At 65.9% G+C, this 18,374-nt stretch carries 19 protein-coding genes; 7 read left to right on the top strand and 12 right to left on the bottom strand.

From position 1 onward, the window contains the following. The 5 genes from VH326_RS12935 to VH326_RS12915 are packed head-to-tail and all read right to left on the bottom strand — an operon-like array spanning nt 1 to nt 6,061. Entirely contained in the window at nt 1-2,199 is a 2,199-nt protein-coding gene (locus VH326_RS12935; RefSeq protein WP_329632250.1) for a polysaccharide biosynthesis tyrosine autokinase, read from the bottom strand. After that, the gene (locus tag VH326_RS12930; protein ID WP_329632249.1) at nt 2,199-2,918 is read right to left on the bottom strand and encodes a polysaccharide biosynthesis/export family protein; all 720 of its coding nucleotides are present in this window, start codon (nt 2,916-2,918) and stop codon (nt 2,199-2,201) included. Before VH326_RS12930 ends, VH326_RS12935 begins: the two co-directional genes overlap by 1 nt. Then, nucleotides 2,915-4,333 (bottom strand): hypothetical protein, encoded by a 1,419-nt coding sequence (locus VH326_RS12925; RefSeq protein WP_329632248.1) that lies wholly within the window; start codon nt 4,331-4,333, stop codon nt 2,915-2,917. The genes VH326_RS12930 and VH326_RS12925 overlap by 4 nt, the downstream gene beginning before the upstream one ends. Next, a complete protein-coding gene (locus VH326_RS12920) occupies nt 4,330-5,376 on the bottom strand; it encodes an amidohydrolase family protein (protein WP_329632247.1) in 1,047 nt (348 codons plus the stop codon). Before VH326_RS12920 ends, VH326_RS12925 begins: the two co-directional genes overlap by 4 nt. 7 nt (nt 5,377-5,383) lie before the next feature. After that, nucleotides 5,384-6,061 (bottom strand): class I SAM-dependent methyltransferase, encoded by a 678-nt coding sequence (locus VH326_RS12915; RefSeq protein WP_329632246.1) that lies wholly within the window; start codon nt 6,059-6,061, stop codon nt 5,384-5,386. Nucleotides 6,062-6,248: 187 nt separating this feature from the next. On the opposite strand from VH326_RS12915, the gene VH326_RS12910 reads away from it, so the two are divergent. The 3 genes from VH326_RS12910 to VH326_RS12900 are packed head-to-tail and all read left to right on the top strand — an operon-like array spanning nt 6,249 to nt 8,614. After that, nucleotides 6,249-6,509, top strand: coding sequence for a hypothetical protein (locus VH326_RS12910; RefSeq protein WP_329632245.1), 261 nt, complete (start codon nt 6,249-6,251; stop codon nt 6,507-6,509). A 45-nt stretch (nt 6,510-6,554) separates the two neighbouring features. Further along, nucleotides 6,555-7,907: an O-antigen ligase family protein gene (locus VH326_RS12905; protein WP_329632244.1), complete on the top strand. Its 1,353-nt coding sequence runs from the start codon at nt 6,555-6,557 to the stop codon at nt 7,905-7,907. Further along, complete coding sequence (locus VH326_RS12900) at nt 7,904-8,614, top strand: TylF/MycF/NovP-related O-methyltransferase (RefSeq protein WP_329632243.1); 711 nt, start codon at nt 7,904-7,906, stop codon at nt 8,612-8,614. The genes VH326_RS12905 and VH326_RS12900 overlap by 4 nt, the downstream gene beginning before the upstream one ends. Here VH326_RS12900 and VH326_RS12895 read toward each other — a convergent pair whose 3' ends face one another. From VH326_RS12895 to VH326_RS12865, 7 genes are all read right to left on the bottom strand, one after another. Beyond that, nucleotides 8,615-8,953, bottom strand: coding sequence for a cupredoxin domain-containing protein (locus tag VH326_RS12895; protein ID WP_329632242.1), 339 nt, complete (start codon nt 8,951-8,953; stop codon nt 8,615-8,617). It lies immediately after the preceding gene. Nucleotides 8,954-9,017: 64 nt separating this feature from the next. Continuing rightward, nucleotides 9,018-9,692, bottom strand: coding sequence for a TorF family putative porin (locus tag VH326_RS12890; protein WP_329632241.1), 675 nt, complete (start codon nt 9,690-9,692; stop codon nt 9,018-9,020). 25 nt (nt 9,693-9,717) lie between these two features. Then, the gene (locus VH326_RS12885; RefSeq protein ID WP_329632240.1) at nt 9,718-10,965 is read right to left on the bottom strand and encodes a S8 family peptidase; all 1,248 of its coding nucleotides are present in this window, start codon (nt 10,963-10,965) and stop codon (nt 9,718-9,720) included. Further along, nucleotides 10,962-11,600: a zf-HC2 domain-containing protein gene (locus VH326_RS12880; protein ID WP_329632239.1), complete on the bottom strand. Its 639-nt coding sequence runs from the start codon at nt 11,598-11,600 to the stop codon at nt 10,962-10,964. Before VH326_RS12880 ends, VH326_RS12885 begins: the two co-directional genes overlap by 4 nt. An 11-nt stretch (nt 11,601-11,611) precedes the next feature. Then, the gene (locus VH326_RS12875) at nt 11,612-12,211 is read right to left on the bottom strand and encodes an RNA polymerase sigma factor (protein WP_329632238.1); all 600 of its coding nucleotides are present in this window, start codon (nt 12,209-12,211) and stop codon (nt 11,612-11,614) included. Nucleotides 12,212-12,448: 237 nt separating this feature from the next. Continuing rightward, nucleotides 12,449-12,817 (bottom strand): PilZ domain-containing protein, encoded by a 369-nt coding sequence (locus tag VH326_RS12870; protein ID WP_329632237.1) that lies wholly within the window; start codon nt 12,815-12,817, stop codon nt 12,449-12,451. A 118-nt stretch (nt 12,818-12,935) separates the two neighbouring features. Beyond that, nucleotides 12,936-15,212, bottom strand: coding sequence for a TonB-dependent receptor (locus VH326_RS12865; RefSeq protein ID WP_329632236.1), 2,277 nt, complete (start codon nt 15,210-15,212; stop codon nt 12,936-12,938). Nucleotides 15,213-15,383: 171 nt separating this feature from the next. On the opposite strand from VH326_RS12865, the gene VH326_RS12860 reads away from it, so the two are divergent. The 4 genes from VH326_RS12860 to VH326_RS12845 form a co-directional block, all read left to right on the top strand. After that, a complete protein-coding gene (locus VH326_RS12860) occupies nt 15,384-15,836 on the top strand; it encodes a heme-binding protein (RefSeq protein WP_329632235.1) in 453 nt (150 codons plus the stop codon). Nucleotides 15,837-15,933: 97 nt separating this feature from the next. Next, nucleotides 15,934-16,587: a cytochrome c oxidase assembly protein gene (locus VH326_RS12855; RefSeq protein ID WP_329632234.1), complete on the top strand. Its 654-nt coding sequence runs from the start codon at nt 15,934-15,936 to the stop codon at nt 16,585-16,587. Next, entirely contained in the window at nt 16,584-17,534 is a 951-nt protein-coding gene (gene coxB, locus VH326_RS12850; protein WP_329632233.1) for a cytochrome c oxidase subunit II, read from the top strand. Before VH326_RS12855 ends, coxB begins: the two co-directional genes overlap by 4 nt. Beyond that, a partial coding sequence (locus VH326_RS12845; RefSeq protein ID WP_329632232.1) for a cbb3-type cytochrome c oxidase subunit I occupies nt 17,531-18,374 on the top strand: 844 nt, incomplete at its 3' end. The genes coxB and VH326_RS12845, both read left to right, overlap by 4 nt.

Below are 18,374 nucleotides of genomic sequence, written 5' to 3'. Positions count from 1 at the left end.
TTAGCGCCCATAACCATATTCATAGCCGTACCCGTAGCCGTGCCCGAGATGCGCGCGCTTGGCCTCGAACTTGGTCAGTACTGCGCCGAGCACATTGGCGTGCCCCGATGCGAGCCGCGCTAGCGCGGTGCGCACCACGCCCGCCTGGATCGATCGCGCCTCAACCACATAGACCACCGCATCGACCGCCGAGGCAACCAGGGGGGCATCGGCCAGCCCGATCACCGGTGGCGAATCGACGATCACATGATCGAACTTTTCGCGCAGCTTCTCGACCAGCTCGCGCAGCCTGTCGCCCGTCAGCAGATCGGCCGCATTGGGCGGCGGCGGCCCGGCGGGCAAAACGCTCAATCCTTCGTGCGAAGTCGCATGGAGCGAACGGTCAAAATTGTCGTTGCCCGCGAGGAAATTGCTGACGCCGCTGTCGGCCGACACACCGAAGGCGCTGTGCACCGACGGCGAGCGCAGATCGGCGTCGACAAGCACGACCTTGCGGTGCGCCCGCGCGAGTGATTGCGCCAGCGCGATCGCCGTTGTCGATTTCCCCTCGCGAGGGCGCGTGCTGGTGACCGCGAACGACCGCGGCATGCCGCGGGCTGTCGACAGTTCGAGATTGGCTTGGACCGCGAGATAGGCCTCGACCAGCGATGATCGTGGATCCTCGAGCGCTTCGAGCGGTGATCCCGATTTGACTTTGGGCAGTGTGCCGAGCAGCGGCAATCCGAGCTTTTCCTGCGCTTCGGCCGGATCACCGATCCCTTCGTCGATTTGCTGGAGCCCGATCGCTAGAATCACGCCCGCTAGCCCGCCGCCAAGCATCGCCAGCAGCAGGTTAATCATCAGCCTGGGTTGCGACGGCCGGTCTGGGAGCTTGGCCGCGTCGACCACGGCAATATTGTTGTTTTCAATTCCCCCCGCGACGCCGATCTCCTTATAGCGCTGGAGCAGCGCATTATACAGTTCGCGGTTCGTGTCGGCATCGCGCTGGTAGATATTGTACTGGATACTGCGCTGACGCAGATTGGTCAGATCGCCTTTCAGCCCGGCGACCCGCGCGAGTAGCGCGCGCTCGCGACCCAACGCGGCAGCATATCCCTGTTGCAGCGAGGTCTGGACGCGGCGTTCCTCTGCTCCGATCGCGCTGTCGAGCACCCGGATTTGCGAAGCGAGAGCCTGGGCCGGAGGGTATTTGGGCTCGAATTCCGCGAGCAATTTAGCGTATTCGGAGGCGGCCTCTGCGCGTTTCTGGCGCAGATCGGTGATGGCTTGATTTCCCAGCGCCTCGCTGCTGGCACCCGGCTGACGCGAGGCCGCCAGCCGGTTCTGTGCTTCGATCCGGTCAGCGATCGCTGCGGCCAACGCAGCATTGAGCGTGGTGATGTCGTCGGTCAGCAGCGAACGGTCCCCGCCGACGGTCGACGTCCCGTCCTTGTTGCCTACTTGCGGCAGGTTGATGATCCCCTGGCTCGATGCGTAGGCGACCGCCTGGCGCTCCGACTCCTCGAGCTTGCCGCGCAATTGTTCGAGCCGCCCTTCAAGAAAGTGCCGCGCATAGTCCGATGCTTCGAACCGCCGCTCGAGGTTGGCGTCGATGAAATCCTTGGTCCAGGTCTGCGCGATCCGCTGCGACCAGGCTGGATCGGGGGTGACCGCGGTGACATCGACCAGCCGCGATCCGCGTACCGGCGCGACGCCGACATGATTGAGCAGGATCCGCCCGGCAATCTCTACCCGCTTGGCCCGGCGCGCGGGGCTGTTCACTTCCGCTGCGCTGCCGTCGAACAGGTCGCCGCGATCGAACATCTTGAAGAAGTCGCGGTTATCGATCGCATCCAGGTCGCGCGCGACCCGCTCGGCAAGTACTTTGGTTTGCAACAGGCCGTATTGCGTCTGATAGAATTCCTGGTCGCCGATGCTGGTGTCGCGCTCAACGCTGTCGATATTGGTGACGACGCGAGCGGTCTCGCGCGAGATTTCGAGCCGCGCGGTCGAGCTGTACTGGCGAGTCATCATCGCGGTCAGGATCAGCCCGATCAGCATCCCCGCCACGACGCCGCCCAGCAGTACCCACCGCCAGCGCGAGGCGAAGCGGATCAACCGGCGCAGCGGCGGGTTGCGCCGCGCCGCTGTTCCGGTGCTCCCGGCGAGCAATTGCACATCCCCGACCATCCCGAGCATCCGCGGCGAAATGCTATCCATCATCGGACCCTCTCGAGCGCGAGGACCAACGGCGTGGTCAGCAACGGCGCGATTTGCAGGAATTTCTCGAACATCCGCCGCGCCTTCGAATCGCCGACGATGATGATGTCGTTCGCGTAGATCCTGGGATCGGGGTACAGCCCGCGCCGGATGGCACCGAGGTTATACAGCGCCGCTAGCGACCTGCCTTCGACGGTGCGGAACACAACGACATCGTCGAGCCGCGCATAGTCGCCAGCGCCCTTGGCGTTGGCGACCGCCCGCATCAACGTGATGTTGCCGATCGCGGGGTAGCTCCCCGGTTGGCCGACCTGACCATCGACGGTAAAGACCTGGCTCGTCGTCTCTCCAAGATTTACCGTTACCTGAGGGTCGCGAACATATATGCCGCGCAGCCGCTGATCGATGCTGGTGGCGAGTTCCTTCGGGGTCTTGCCGGACGCATCGATCTCGCCGACCAGCGCCATCGAAAGATGGCCGGCGGCGTCGGTCTGAAAGCTGCCGGTGAGTTCGGGCATGCCGAACACTGCGATGTTGAGCTTATCGAGGGGCCCGATCCGGTAGGGGGCGGTCGCGGCGACGAGATCAGTGCCGCTGGGTGGCGGCAAATCATCCAGCTTGGTGACCGACATCGGCTGCGCGGTCTCCCCGAGTCGCGGCTCGTTCGCGCAACCCGCAAGGACGAGCGCGCCGCACAGCGTCAGTAGCGCGCGCCTCACAGCCGAAACCTCAGTGCGAGTTGGAACACCGTCTGCGCCTGGAATGGATGGAGTCCAAGATTGGCGCGTACGCCGCGTCGGCTGCGCACATTGAGTGCTTCACCGAACAACGTCAGGTTATCGGTTAGGTTGTACCGCGCGGCGACAGTGGATGACCAGCCGTCCTCGCTTTCGAGCGGCGACATTTCGCTGCCATGCTCGCGCGTATTGAACGCTTCGACCCGACCCGAAATCGCCAGCTTGTCGCCGATCCGCCGCGTGACCATTGCATAGGCCGCGTTGAAATAGGTGTGGACCCACGGCACCCCGCCGGTCTTGAACCCCATGATGGTCGATCCGCTCATCCCCTGAAGCAACAACCGCGTGTTGGTGCCCAGATCGGCGTTTATCCCCAAGTTCCAGAAACGCGTTCGCCAGCCCCATTGGCCGTTCGGGGTGAAGGCCTGAGGGTTGCCGCGGTTGTCATAATAGAACAAAGCGACCCCGACCGGTATCGGCGGACGCCATTCCAGCCGGCCGTAAAATCCGAGCCGGTTGTCCAGCTCGATCGTCGATCGAGTCCGGTCCTCTTGCAACAGTCTTATGAACGGGTTGAGCGGCGGCAGCGGGAAGTGCCCGAACCCGGTCGCCTTCTCGTCGTGCAGTGCCCAGCCACGAAAGGAAAGTAGCGTCCCCGATGTATCATTGCCCGCGAATATCCCGCCGGTCAGCCCCAGTTCGCTCTGCCCGAGCGTCGCCCGAACGGTGCCCTCGACGCCCAGCACCTTCACTTCCTCGCCCACCCACGAATTGATCACCGACGGCGTGATGGTGTTGACCACGCTCCACGCGCCGCCGGTCGAATGCTCCTGCGAGATTTCCGGCCACATCAACCCGGCGCGAAACTGGACTCCGACCTTGCCGGTCTGCGGCGGCAGAAAATTGACGAACGCCTCGATCAGATCGAACTTGTTCTCCTGATCGCGTTGCCACGCGGCGGAGACGTTCGCGGTAAGCGACGGGGTGAAGCGTGGCAGCCAGATCAAGTCGGCTTCGACCGGTACGGCATAGACTTTGTAATCGCCGTTGGCGGTGCCCTCGAACCGAGTCTTGCCGAGGCCTCTGTTGGTGAATGAGCGTTCGCCGTTCGCCACCGCGAGGCGAGCATCGAACAGCATTGAGATCGTGTTCTTCGACAGGATGTCGATGCGCGGCATGCTCGGCTGGGCGTCGGCGGGGAGTGCGGCGTCGGCGGCCGGGACGGACTGGTCGCTCGACGGCGCATCGGCGGGCGTAGCCGGCGGCGTCGGCGCCGGGGTGGCGGCCGGATCGGGCGCGGTCTGCGCGCCTGCCGGTAACGGTAGGCACGCCGCAAGGGCGAAGGCGCTTACCGACACCATCGATCGGGCGCCACGTGACGCGACGGCAAAATTCATGAATTCCTCCCGGTTTGCGGTGGTTCGGCGCTGGTCCAGCGAGTCACCGTGCCGATGGTCATTTGCGCGCCGCGCTCGGCGATCGGACCGAACTGCGCGGCGATGTCGGCGCGCGCGAGGCGCGGCACGCCGCGCGCGATCACCAGCCGAACGTCGTTCGCGCTCGCGTCGATCACCGGCCGGCCGATCAGAATCAGATCGGCCCGCGCGCCGGGGTCGAGCCCGGGCTCCTCCAGCCCGAGCCGCCGCGCGGCGATGCTGCCGACTGCCGCATCGAGCCGGGCATCGCTGAGCCCGCCGATCGCGCGGGCGCAGCGCAATTCGTCGAGCAGGTCGCCTTCGCCCGTGAGCAGCGAGTCGCTGCCGAGCAGCACGTCGACGCCCTCGTCCAACAGCGCGCGCGGCGCCGTCCGGCCGAACAGGAACAGGTTGGAGCTCGGACACCAGACCAAAGCCGCGCCCGAGCCGCGAAAGCGCGACACGGCATCGGCATCCATCCCGACGCCGTGCACCGCAATCAGATCGGCGGTGAGCAGCCCCCTCGCCTCGAGCGTGCGCACCTCGTCCGCCGAAGCGTCATCCAACCCTTCGGCGACGTGCAGGCTGAACGGCGACGCACCCGCGATACGTCCCAGCGCTGGCGTCATCCCAAGCGAATCGTCGTTGGCGACGCGGACCACGCGCAGCGGGAAGTCGCGATCGAACTCGGCTTCCCAAGGATCGTGATGGACGACCGAGGTCACCCCGGCGAACAGGTTCTTCCACGCGCCCGTGAGCAGCGCGTCGCGCCGCGGCATGCGGCGTCCGTCGGCAACGCGGTGGCGGTGGCGGACCTGGATGTCCTCCGCCCAATGAGAGGCGTTGCGATAGGTCGTGCCGCCCATCCGGCCGTAATGGTTGCGGTGCAGATGCTCGTGCGCATTGATCAGCCCGGGGCGGACATCGGCATCGCGGCAATCGATCACCATGTCGAAGGCACCAACGGGTTCGACGATCCGTTCGCCCTCGATCGCGACGCTGCGGTTGCGGGCGTTGACCAGCATCCGCACCTCAGCCCTCGCGCCGGAAAGCGATGGCGAGCACTACCGGCAAATCGAGATGGGCGGCGTACAGGCCGGCTCGTCCAGCATGCTCGTAGAAATCGCGGACATCCGGCCCGATCGCTGCCTCGCGAGTGGCGGTCGGGGTAAGCCCGGCAGCGCGCGCCGCACCGGCATGTGCCGACAGATCGTGGACGTAATGCTCGACCTCGTGCACGCCGTCATCGTCGCGGAAGGTGCGGCGATGTCCGGCGGCGTGCGCCGCGGGATGGAAATCGCTGACGACGAGCGTTCCGCCCGCCGCAGTGACTCGCGCCAGTTCGGCATAGGCCCGTTCGATGTCCGCCAGATGGCCCAGCACGAGGCGGCACCACACGACATCGAACGCTCGATCGGGGAAGGGCAAATGGTGAACGTCGCCGATCAGCGTCCTGACCCCGGAAGCAACCTTACCCAAGCCGACGCCGGCTTCGAGCATGGCGGCGCTGGGGTCCACTCCGACCGCCTCGGCCGCGCCGCAATCGGTCAGCCGTCGCCCGACCCCGCACCCGGCGTCGAGCAACCGCCGCGCGGCGAGCGGCGGCGTCATCGCGCTCACCAATTTGTCTTCGAGCGCGCTGATCGCGGTCTCGCGTGCATAACTCGGCGCCCACCGCCGATAGCCCTCGACGGCGCTCAACGCCGGCATGCGGCACGTCCAGACCGGCGATAGATGCGACGCACGATTTCACCCCAATTGTCACCAGTTGAGTTCCCCGCGCCGACAGCGGGGTTCAACGCGCGCTTTTTGGATGCACGGGGTGAACCGCCTTCGCGCGCCCGGGTACTTATCGCTGGTTCGCGAGTGGGCGAGCCGTACCGAAAAAGGGGTAGCCATGCGCCTGAGCAACGCCGCCGCCGCCACCGCGGCCCTGTCGATGATCGCCACGCCCGCGTCCGCGGCGCCCGCCAATCCGGCAGCCAAGCTGTCGCTGACCAACCAGGACGTTCGCGCCGGCGCGCCGGTGAAGAATGGCAGCAAGGCCAAGGGTAACGGCGCGACCTTGGCGCTTGCCGTGGGCGGACTGGTCCTGGTCGTCATCGCCGCCGTCGCGCTCGGCCACAACAACAAGGACAGCAAACCGGCCAGTTCCTAACTCCAGCGAGGCGGGAGGGAAGTGGCCGCGTCGCGGCAAGCGTCGATGGCCGCTCATGGCGCTCCGCGCCTTTTCGGGCAAAGCTGGCGGCTGACCGTCGCCGTCGTACTGATCGCCGCGCTCGCGTTGACCGGCGGCGCCTCACGCTATGACGAGGACCAACAAATGGTCGCGCGGGTGATCGCGGTCGTGGCGGTCACCGCGACGCTGTGGCCGCTCGACTGGGCGACCCTGCGCCGCCAGACCGCTCCCCTAATCGCTGCGGGCGGTATTTTCGGGCTGGTCCTTGTCCAGCTCATCCCGCTGCCACCGTCGCTCTGGGCGGCGCTGCCCGGCCATGACGCCTATGCCGTGATCGCCGAGGCTAGCGGCACTGCCGGCTGGCGTCCGCTCAGCCTGACACCCGATCTGACGCTGAACGCGCTCGGTGGCTTACTGCCAGCGCTCGCGGCGGGGTTGGCGGCGCTCCATCTCGATACTCGATCGCGCCAGCGGCTCGTCATGGCGTTGGTCGCGGTCGCCGCGGCTGGCGCCACGCTCGGGCTGGTTCAACTCGCGATGGGCGGCGACTCGCTCCATCTGTTTCGCGAAAGCAGCGAGAACGCGCCGGTCGGGCTGTTCGCCAACCGCAACCATCAGGCCGTGCTGATGGCGTGTGCGCTGCCGATGACGGGCGCGCTTGCCGGGTTGAAGCTGCGCGAGGGCGGCAATCGGCCGTTGATCGTGTTCACGGCGATTGGCCTCGGCACGCTGTTCCTGCTCGCGCTGATCCTTACCGCCTCGCGGATGGGACTATTGCTGGCAGTAATCGGCGTGGCGGGGGCGGTGGTCGGCTTCCGTGCCTCGGGTCAACGGCTGCTGCCCAAAGGCGCGCGAGGATGGGCGACGGGCGCGGGCGGTGTAGCGCTGATCCTCGCGAGCATGATCCTGCTCGCCGCTCGCGGCGGCGCGATCGCGCGGCTGATTCACCCCGATCCGGCTGGCGAGACGCGAAGCGCGATGCTCGCGCCGTTGATCGAGACCGCGCGCGCGTTCCTGCCGCTGGGTTCCGGGTTCGGGTCGTTCGACAGCGTCTATCGCCGCTTCGAGCCCGATGCCCAGCTGTCGACGATCTACATGAACCAAGCGCATAACGAGCCGCTCCAGCTCGCGATCGAGGGCGGCGTGCCCGCGCTGATCCTGCTCACGATCTTTTGCTCGTGGTGGGCGCGCACCGCGATCCGCGCGGCGGGGTCGCGCGAATCCACGACGCGCCGGTCGCTGGCGATTGCGGCAATCGCAATGACGGTGATCCTCATGGCATCGAGCCTGGTCGATTATCCGCTGCGAACGCCGTTGCTCGGCGCGCTATTCGCGATCGCCTGCGTCGAGATGCGCCGCGCCGCGCGGCCCGCATGAACCCGGCGCTCAAGCGTGAGCGGACGAACTGGCGCGGGTTGCCCGGCCGCCTGATGCGCTCGCTCCTCGCCCGCCGCGGGTCGATCGCCGCGCCGCTTGGCCCCGAGTGGCAGGCCGACCTCGCGCTGATCCGCGACACCAGAAAACGGGTTGCACTGCTGCTCAACGATGCCGCCGCGCTGCAGATCAGGATCGCGGTGCGCACCGCCGCGCGACTTGATGGGGCGATGGCCGAGGCGGGCGTGCTGATGGGCGGCAGCGCCCGGCTGATCGCCGAGGCGAAAGGCGACGCGCTGCTCTATCTGTTCGATGTGTTCGATACGTTGCAAGGCGCCGCGCCCGGTGGATTCAGTAGCGAGGCCGAGGTTCGCGGCCATTTCGGCACGACGCATGGCGCGCTTGCCATGGTGGAGGCCCTGCTCTCCCCCTATCCCGACATCCGTATCCGCCCGGGCGTCTTCCCTTCAACCGCAAGCGGTCTGGGGGAGGAACGCTTCTCGTTCGTCCATCTCGATCTCGATTTGCCCGGCGCGACGCGCGACGCGCTCGACTTCTTCCACCCGCGACTGGTCGCCGGCGGGATCCTGATCGGCGACGACTATAAGGACCGCGAGGTGCGTGAGGTCTTCACCGCCTTCTTCGCCGGCAAGGCCGACACCGTCATGCCGCTCCCCTGGGGGCAAGTGATGATCGTCAGGCAAGGCTGATCATTTCGCCGCGACCTTGAGCGTCCCGCGCATCATCATATGGAACACGCAGTAGATCGGGATGATCCCCGCTTTCTGCAGCGTCATCCGCCCGCTTTGCCCCGGCGCGACGCGCAGGTCGAAGCTGTGGTCGCGCGCGGTGACGGTGTGCGGCACGGTGTCGCGGTTGACCCAGACGATCGTGTCACCGACCTTGGCGGTGCTCGGCAGCGCCCCGTAATTCATGTTTGACATCGTCACGGTGAACTGGTGCGGCGCGGCCTGCGAATTCGCGGCGACGGCGATCGATAGTGCACCCACCGCGATCCCGATCGCCATCCCCCGAATGCCTGCCGCCATCGATCGATCCCTTGCTGCTTCGACGGGTTGATCCCGCAACAAGCGCCAAAGGTTTAAACGGCCATCAGAAATTCCAGCTGGCGCCCGCGGTGACCGCGGTGCGATCGCGCGAATGCCCATAGTAATATTGCTGGCCAGGACCGCCGCCGGATACAGCCGCGTGAAGGTCGAAATTTCCCAACTGGCGGGAAAGACCCAGCCGCCAATCGTATCGGGTTTTGCTGGAGAAATAGGTAGACGGTGCGGACAGATAGCTCAGGCTGCCGATATGCGCGCTCAGCCGCCAGTTCTTCATCGGGTGGATCACGCCCTCCACCTCGCCATAGATCGTCTGTACGCCCGCCCTGTAATAATCGGGCGAGAAATAGATACGCGCGGTGATCGGGTCGGCGGTGAAACCCAGATAGATTTCGGTATAACGCTGCGCTCGCCCTCCGGCATAGCTTGCGCGGTATTGCGTGCGTGTAACGCCGCCATCGATCGACAGTTTCGCGCTCAACCGGCGGACATAGCCGATGTTGCCCTGCACTCCCAGGAAGCGAGCGCCGTCGCGCGTCAGCTCATCGGTTGCGGACAGGTTGAGGTAAAGACCTGAATCGTCGTCGTAGCTGATCTGTGCCGTCGCGGTCGGCTGACCAGCGCTCAGCGAATAGCCGCGCAGCCGGTAATCGCTTTCGATGTCGATGCTTCCCGCAACCTGCGCGTGCGCCCCCGGGACGATCCCGAAACCCAGCAGCACCGCCGCCAGGCCAGCCCAGCAACGCCTAGCGCTTTCGCACCATTCCGAGCCGCCGGTTGATCGCGCAGGTGCAATCACAGGCAGGCGATGTCCCAACCAAAGTGGCGCACGCATCGATCGCCCCGTCGGGCGACCGTGCCAGCGCCAGCTTTGTGCGCGCGCCTTGCTCGCGCACCAAAGCGACCAGCCCGCTGACATGCGCGACCGCATAGGAACTGCCATTGACCAGGTACCATTTACCCCCCGGTTGTGTCGTCGGCACGTCGCGGCCAGGCGCACCGTACACGCGCGCGGGGCGAGACTGCAAAGATTCATCGGATACCGCAATGACGCCAGCAAAAGACGCTGGGAAACCGCCCTGCGGCAGCGCCGGATCGTATGCGGCCACGACCACGATGTTGCGCGACAGCGCTATCGAAATGAGCTTGCCGAGCAGCTCGTCGTTCGGTCCGGCAAGGCTCAGATTGACCACGCCGGCACCATGTTCGATCGCATATTGGAGAGCCCGCGCGAGGCTAAGGCTGTTGCACAAGGTCGGACCGGCGGCAGTCTGCCAGCAAGCGCGGAGCGCCATCATTCGGGCATCGGGTGCGATTCCCGCGATGCCGATGCCGTTGTCCGCCTTCGCACCGACGATCCCCGCGATGCCGGTGCCGTGCGCTTCGCTCGGCACGTTGCCGCTCGACACGAAGTCCATATTGGCGATGAATTGTCCCGAAAGGTCAGGGTGGCCGACATCCACCTTGCTGTCGATGATGGCGACGTTGACGCCGCGGCCGGTGGCGATGCGGTGGAGATCGGCAAGCCGCCAGGCGGAGGCGGCGGGTTCGGCGCGGAACAGAGGGTCGTTGAGACTGCTCGAAGCAGGGGACCCTCGCGCTTGATAGGTCTGTAGGGGCTGCGACCAGGCGACCCGGGGGTTCTTCGACACCTGCGCGATCGCATCGTCGACGCTCATTCCCGCCGGGACCTGCATCACATAGCAGTCGACGCCGAGCAGAGGCATCGGCCAGCCGTCGACCAGGGTCAGCCCGCTGCGCTTGGCGATCCCGATCGCGATTCGCCGCCGAGTGGCCATCGCGGTCACATCGCCATAACTGCCGCCATAGCTCGAATTGGGCCGAAAATGCGGCGGCCCCATCTTTAGCATCACCAGGATCTGCCGGTCGGCCGCCTTATCGGAAAGCTCCTGCGTATAAGCCGGGGCCACCGCGATCGGCGCCATCGCGCCGGTCATCGCCAGCGCCAGACCGAGGAGCAGCCGCCGGATCACCGCGGCGGACCAGCGTCGATCGGCTCAGCCAATACGACCAGCGGCGACGCGCGGAGCCCCGCCAGCGCTTGCTCGCGCTTCGCCGGCACCACGCTCAGCACATAGGCCCCCGCCGCGCTCGGCCCATCGACTACGCGGGCATCAGCCTTGGCGAGTGCGGCGCGCATGTCGCGGTCGTTCGCATCGGGCTTGAACATCAGCACGATGTTGCCCGGTTGCGCGGTCGGGGCGGACCCCAAGGCGCGATAGATCTGGCCGGGCTGCGCGGTCGGCTGCACCCCGATGATCGCGAATGCTACCGCAGCGGCCGCCGCGAGCGGTGTCGCAAAAGCCCAACCAATCGATACCTTCCGGCGAACGAATGGAACAGGCTCGGCGAGACGGCGCGGCGTCGGCGACGCGTCGATCCGCTCGCTCAGCATCGACCAGCCATGCTCGGCATCGATCGACAACGTCGCGATCGCGCGCGCCAGTTTCTCTTCGCCAGCCAGTTCGGCGCGGCACTCGGCGCATTCCGCCAGATGCGCGTCAACCAGCGCTTTCTCTTCGGCGTCGAGCGTCTCGTTGACGTACCATGACAGCAGCCTTTGCGCCTGTTCGTGCGGGCTGCCGCGCAGCTTGATGATGTCGGCCATCGAAACTCTTCCTAGATCCAGTCATCCAAGTCACCCGCCAGCTTGCGCCGGAGGTGACGTTTGGCATGAAACATTCGCGTCTTCACCGTGTCGACCGGACATCCGAGGATGCTTGCGATCTCTCGATACCCGAGTTCGTGAAAATATGTCAGGTCGACCACCGCCCGGTGCGCCGGGGATAGCTCGTCCATCGCCTTCAGCAGCAGCGCGTGGATGCGGTGCTGCGCCGACTGTTGTTCGGGGCTCGCGCCCGGGCTGATGCGCTGCTCGGCGTCGCGATCCTCGACGGCCTCGTCCTGCCGCCGAAGCCCCTTCATCGCCTTGCGATATGCAATCGCGAAGATCCAGGTCGACAGCTTGCTCGCGCCATTGAAGCTGTCGGCGCGATCCCACACCACCATCATCGTGTCGTTCAGCACTTCTTCAACCAAGGTCGGCCGCCGCACCAGGTTGAGCAAAAAGCGAGTCAGGCGCGGGTGATAAAGCCGATACAATTCCTCGAATGCGTCGCGCTCGCCAGACATAATTCGACCGAGCAGGATCATCTCAGCGCTCGTTGCGTCGTTACGCGCTCGGTCGGACAGCGACGCCAGCCTGATGCTGTCTATCATTGCTTACTGCACCTTGAATTCAGCCCGTTTGTGCTCGAGTGCGGCCGGATAGTTCACTCGGCGTGGATAGGTCAGACCCAAATACACTGGTCGTTAGAGGGCGCCAAATTCCGGGAGAATGTCCCAAGGAGGGCAATGTCTTGGCATCACACTGGGGGCGTGGGGGTGGCAGGTTTCGAATCCCGTCGCCCCTAACAATTATTCGGTATTGCCGCGTAAACGCATCAAAAAACCCAGTCAGTCGTCCCATTGGCGTCGGGGATCGATGCGAGCGTTTAGCTCGGTTACGAGGAGCGCGCTCAGGCGGTTTGTAAATGTGACGCCGACCAGCAGCCGACGCACCCACCGCACCTGAGCTTCAACCCGATGTTTCGGATCGAACTGCACGATCATATAGTCGCCGACCTTCACCGGCTCGCAGATCAGACCCGAAGCGCCACCGCGCGAGATATCCTTCAGGCGAATCTCGCACTCGGTCGCCGCAATGCGCACGGGAAACGACGCGCCCCGCGAGGTATAGCGATGAAAAACGCGCCGGTCCGCATCGCTCGGACTGGCGACACCTTCGCGATCCAAATCCGCCGCTGGAAGAAGGTCACGCGTCACACTTATTACTCGGATAACCGAGGTCGCAGCTTTGCCTGCAAATGTTTAGGAAAGTCTGAAGTCGCAATGCACTTGCTCTAGACTTGCACAATTAAGCGCGCTCGCAGCGTGGAACGACTTACAACGCGATCCGCACACCCACCCGGAGGGTCCGCGGGGCCGACGGGCTCAGTGCTCGCGGATTACTCGCCCCCGGCGCTTCCGCCAGCGCGACGGTGCTCGTTTCAGTGAACGCGCCGAAGGTCTCATACCGGCGGTCGAATAGGTTATCCACGTCGGCGAAGACCGTGGCACCGCGCACGAGCGCGACCGACGCCGCCGCGTCGGCGACGCAATAGCCGCGCGTCGGCCGCGTCAGATTGGCTTCGTCGCCCAGCAGCCAGCGACCGCTCTGACATTGTCCGTCGAGCGACAGCGTCGCGCCCTCCGCGATCCGCCATGCGATTCGCGCCTTGGCGATGTTGCGCGCGATCCCCGGCAATCGATCGCCGCGCCGTACCGCGATGACGCCATCGACGGCAGCCGGATTGTCGGGCGAAGCGACCGCGAACCCGTCGCGATAGGTGGCGTCGGTCAGCGTGTAGCTCGCACCCAGCGACCAGCGCCCGCGCGTCGCCCCAAGCGCCAGTTCGATCCCCTGCCGACGCGTCCTGCCGACGTTGCGGAAATAGGCCCGGCCGCGTGTGTCGCTGGCGGCGAACACGATGTCGTCGCTATTGGTCGCGCGCCATGCGGAGGCGCGCCACGACAGGCTGAGTCCGGGCCGCGCGCTTTGCCCGCGAACCCCCGCTTCCCAGGTCCGCGCAACGACCTGCTTCAAGTCAGGATCGCCGACGAAGAATGCCGACAACGAGCACGGAGCCTGCGGGTCGGCGCACGACAATTCGGCGGGGGTCGGCGCACGGCTCGTTTCGGCATAGCCGGTATAGAGCGTGACGTTGTCGGATGCGCGCCAAGTGATACCCATCGCCGGATTGAGCCGCGCGAACCGATGGCGCCCGTCGAGCGCGCTGCCGAGACGGTCGTCGAGTCCGAGGGTGCTGAGGTCGTAGCGTGCCGACAGCGAGAGATCGACTCGACGGTCCACCGCGATAATATCGCCGACGAACATCCCGAAATCGTTGCGGCGAACCGCCACGTCGACCGGCCGGATCGGCCCATCGGGCATGTCGATGACGCCTTGCGCGTTCTCGAACCCGCGGCTCGACGATAGCTGGCCGAGCAGCGACTGCGCGTCGAAGCGCGACCAGCTGCCGTCCCCCCCAGCACCCGCGACGACCGAATGCGCCCCGAAACGCCCACTCAGCTCGACCGACGCGCCATAGCCGGTGGTTCGCGTCCGCGAGCGGTTGAGCTGCGCGTAGGTGCCATCGCCGAGCAACGTGGCAAAAGGCGCGCCCGCCCCGTCGGTCAGCCGGGCGCCATCGTCACCGTCGAGGCACAGGGTCAACCGATCGTCGTCGCACGGCCCGGCATCGGACAGATCGCCGTTCGCGGTTTGCTGGCGATAGCCGGCGAAATAGACCGACGGCTGCAACGTCAGCCGGCCGAGCGCAATCTTGGCGGCAAGCTGCGCCCGCGCATACCTGTTCCGGCTGGCATCGGGATAGGTGAACACCGATTCGCGCCGCGCCGCGAGAAGCTCGACCGGGGCTGTGCCGTTGCCGGTCAGGTCGGTTGCCGCGCCAACCAGCTTGAGATCGACCGAACCCCAGGCGCGGTCCAGCCCGATATCGGCATAGGCCTGGTGCAAGGTCGAGGGCGAGAAGTCGCGCCAGCCATCGTCGTGCCGAATCTGGCCCGCGAGATAGAACGACCAGGCGCCCGTCTTGGTCCCCGCCTCCGCCGCGGCCGAGCGCCGCCCGAAACTGCCGAGCGAGGCGGTCGCCGTCACGCCTGCCAGGTCGCGGCCCGACTTCAGGTCGATCGCCACCGCACCGCCCAGCGCGTTCAGGCCGAACGCGGGATTGGCGCTTTCGAGCGTGACTCGCCGGATCGCAATGTCGGGGATCAGATCCCAGTCGACCGTGTCGCCGAACGGCTGGTTGAAGCGCGCGCCGTCGAGGTACACGGCCAAACCCTGAGCGTCGCCGCCCAACGGACTCGCCTCATAGCCGCGGTAGAAGAGATCGGGCTGGAACGAATTGTCCTGCGCTTGGTCGAAACTGACTCCGGCAAGATCGCCGTCGAGGTGATCGAGCAGATCGGCCTCGCCGCGCCGACGCAAATCCTCCGCGGTCAGCGTCTGGGTGGCGACGGCAAGCCGCGCCGCATCCGCGCCGCCCGGTAACCGCGCGGCGGTGATAACGATATCGCCACGGTCCTGTGCCGACGCGCTGCGCGCTCCGATCGTCGCCGCGGCCGGCAGCAGCAGGACAAGCAGCGATCGTCTCATTCAGCCCCCAAAGCGGTAATCGCGATGAACGCGGCAAGGCGACGGATCGTTGCAAGATACGCCGCCGAGCGATCCGCTTAACCCATGTTAGAAAAACAGAAATTTCGTCACGCCCGTGAACCAAATCGGCCTCGAACTGTTGTCCGGGGGACCACCCGGGAGGCCATTGGCATGCCAACCACGATCACAACGCTATCGCTCGGCGACGCCCGCCGGCTGCTCGCCGCCGCCGAAGCCAAGGCGGCGCAGATCGAAGTTCCCTATAACATCGCCGTCGTCGATGCCGGGGGCAATCTGCTCGCCTTCGCGCGGATGGATGGGGCGTGGCTGGGCTCTATCGACATTGCGATCCACAAGGCTTTCACCGCGCGCGCGTTCGATATGCCGACCGGCGACCTCGCCGACATGGCGCAATCGGGCGAGCCGCTGTTCGGAATCCAGAACACCAATCACGATCGCATCGTCATTTTCGGCGGCGGCATTCCGATCAAGGTCGGCGACACCGTCATCGGCGCGATCGGCGCGAGCGGCGGCACCGTCGATCAGGACACCGAAGTTGCCGAAGCGGCGCTGGCCGCATTCGAGGAAGAGCAAAGCAAGCACGACCAATACGCCGAAGCCTAAAAAGGGGAGACCATTGCCGATTGCAGGGGCCGTTTATTGCGGAGCGCCGCCCGTTCCGGGCGAATTGTGGGCCAGGTTCAATCTCGATCCGGTTCTATTGGCCGCGCTCGCCCTGATCGCCGTCGCGCATTGTGTCGCCGATCGCCAGAGCGGCAACTCGTGGCGGCTCTCCGCCTCAGGATGGGCCATCGCGACCTTAGCCTTCATCTCACCCCTCTGCGCGCTGTCGGTGTCTTTGTTCTCGGCGCGGATCGCGCAGCACATGATCCTGATCCTGATCGCGGCGCCGATCATCGCCTCGTCCTTGTCGCGCTACCGGATTTTTGCGGGACCGGCGTCGCTATGGGCTGCGAGCGCTTTGTTCTTCGCCTTCCTGTGGTTCTGGCACATGCCGGCGCCCTATGAAGCGACCTTCGCGTCGCCGGTCATTTACTGGGCGATGCACATCTCGCTGTTCGGCAGCGCGATCTGGCTGTGGGCGACGTTGCTTCGCCAGCATTCGGCGCACGCTTTTGCCGCCGGCGCGCTGACGTCGATGCAGATGGGGTTGCTCGGCGCGGTGATCTGCTTTGCGTCATGGCCGATGTACCGCCCGCACTACGCCACCACCGAGGCTTGGGGTCTCACGCCGCTCGCCGACCAGCAATTGGGCGGCGCCCTGATGTGGGTGCCAGGCTGCCTGCTGTTCCTGTGGCTGGCGATGCGCTGCCTCGGCAGTGCGTGGCGCTCGCTCGAGGAAGCAGCGGCATGAGCGCAGCGCCGCTCGCCTATCTCTCCGGCTCGGGCGAGCGCGCGAACACGATTGTGCCGTTGACCTGGTACGTGCTCGTGGTGTCGATCGTCGTCTGCATCGTGATCGCCGCCCTGCTGTGGGGCGGCGTGCGGCGCGCGCGATTCGCCGATAGCGCGGACGTCGCGGTCGAGCGCGGCGGCAACGGGCTCGGCTGGATCAAGTGGGGCGTCATCATCAGCGCCGTTCCGCTGGCGATCTCGTTGATCTGGACGATGGCGGCGCTCGGAAGCGTCGTCGGGCCGCCGCGCCGCGCCGGTCTCACGATCGACGTCACCGCGCATCAATATTGGTGGGAGGTCCGCTATGACGGCGCGTCGCCGTCCGAGACGTTCCTGACCGCGAACGAGATCCACATCCCGACCGGGGTCAAGGTGCTGGTCCGCCTGCACGGCGGCGACGTCATCCACAGCTTCTGGGTGCCGCAACTGTCGGGCAAGACCGACGCGATCCCCGGCCAGATCAATTTGACCTGGCTGCAGGCCGACTCGCCCGGCCGCTATCGCGGGCAATGCAGCGAATATTGCGGGCTCGAACACGCCGAGATGGGGTTCGAGGTTGTCGCCGACCCGCCCGCCGATTTCGCGCGGTGGCGCATGGCGCAATTGCAGACCGCGCCGCCCCCCGCCACCGACGCCGCCCGGCGCGGGCAGGCGTTCGTCCAATATCGCTGTGCGATGTGCCATGCCGTCCGCGGCACGCTCGCTGCCTCCCATTATGGCCCCGATCTCACCCATCTGATGAGCCGCCGCCTGATCGCCGCAGGCATGCTGCTGAACAATCGCGGCAACCGCGCGGGCTGGATCGAAGCCCCGCAGACGGTCAAGCCCGGCGCGCTGATGCCCAACCAGAAGCTAACCGGGCAGCAGCTCAACGACCTCGACGCCTATCTGGAGACCCTGAAATGAGGCCCGCCGCGCTTCGCACGCCGGCGATCGGCGACGACACGCCCGAACTGCGCGCGCGGCTGCACGCGATCTGGGCGACCGCGCCGGGGCTCAAGGGCTGGCTGACCACGGTCGATCACAAGGAGATCGGCATCCGCTACATCATCACCGCGTTCGTCCTGCTCGCGCTCGGCGGGCTCGAAGCGCTGGTGATCCGGCTCCAGCTCGTCGGCCCCGATGTCCACTTGCTGACCCCCGAGCAATATAACGAGATGTTCTCGACGCACGGTATGACGATGATCTTCCTGTTCGCGTCGCCGATTCTGTCGGGCTTCTCCAACTTCCTGTGGCCGCTGCTGCTCGGCAGTCGCGACATGGCATTCCCGCGGCTCAACGCGCTCAGCTATTGGGTGTACCTCGCCGCGGCCTTGTTCCTCTACGCCGGGTTCGTGACCGGCAATGGGCCCAATGACGGCTGGTTCAACTACCCGCCCTATGCCGAGCGCGACTTCAATCCAGGGCTCAATCAGGACATCTACGCGCTGGGCATGGTGCTGCTCGGGATTTCGACCAGCGTCGGCGCAGCCAATTTCGTCGTCACCGCGTTCAAGATGCGCGCGCCGGGCATGTCGATCAACCGTATGCCCATTCTCATCTGGGGCACGCTGACCGCGAGCGTCGCCAATCTGATTGTCATCCCTGCGGTAAGCCTCGCTTTCTTCCTTTTGTGGATGGACCGGCAGTTCGGGACGAGCTTTTTCCAAACCGCCGGCGGCGGCCAGCCGCTCTTGTGGCAACACCTGTTCTGGATCTTCGGGCATCCCTGGGTCTACGCCATTGTGCTGCCGGCGATGGGGATGG

This window comes from Sphingomonas sp., from assembly GCF_036269755.1.
Taxonomy (GTDB): Bacteria; Pseudomonadota; Alphaproteobacteria; order Sphingomonadales; family Sphingomonadaceae; genus Sphingomonas.
This window is presented reverse-complemented; position numbering and strand designations above follow the sequence as displayed.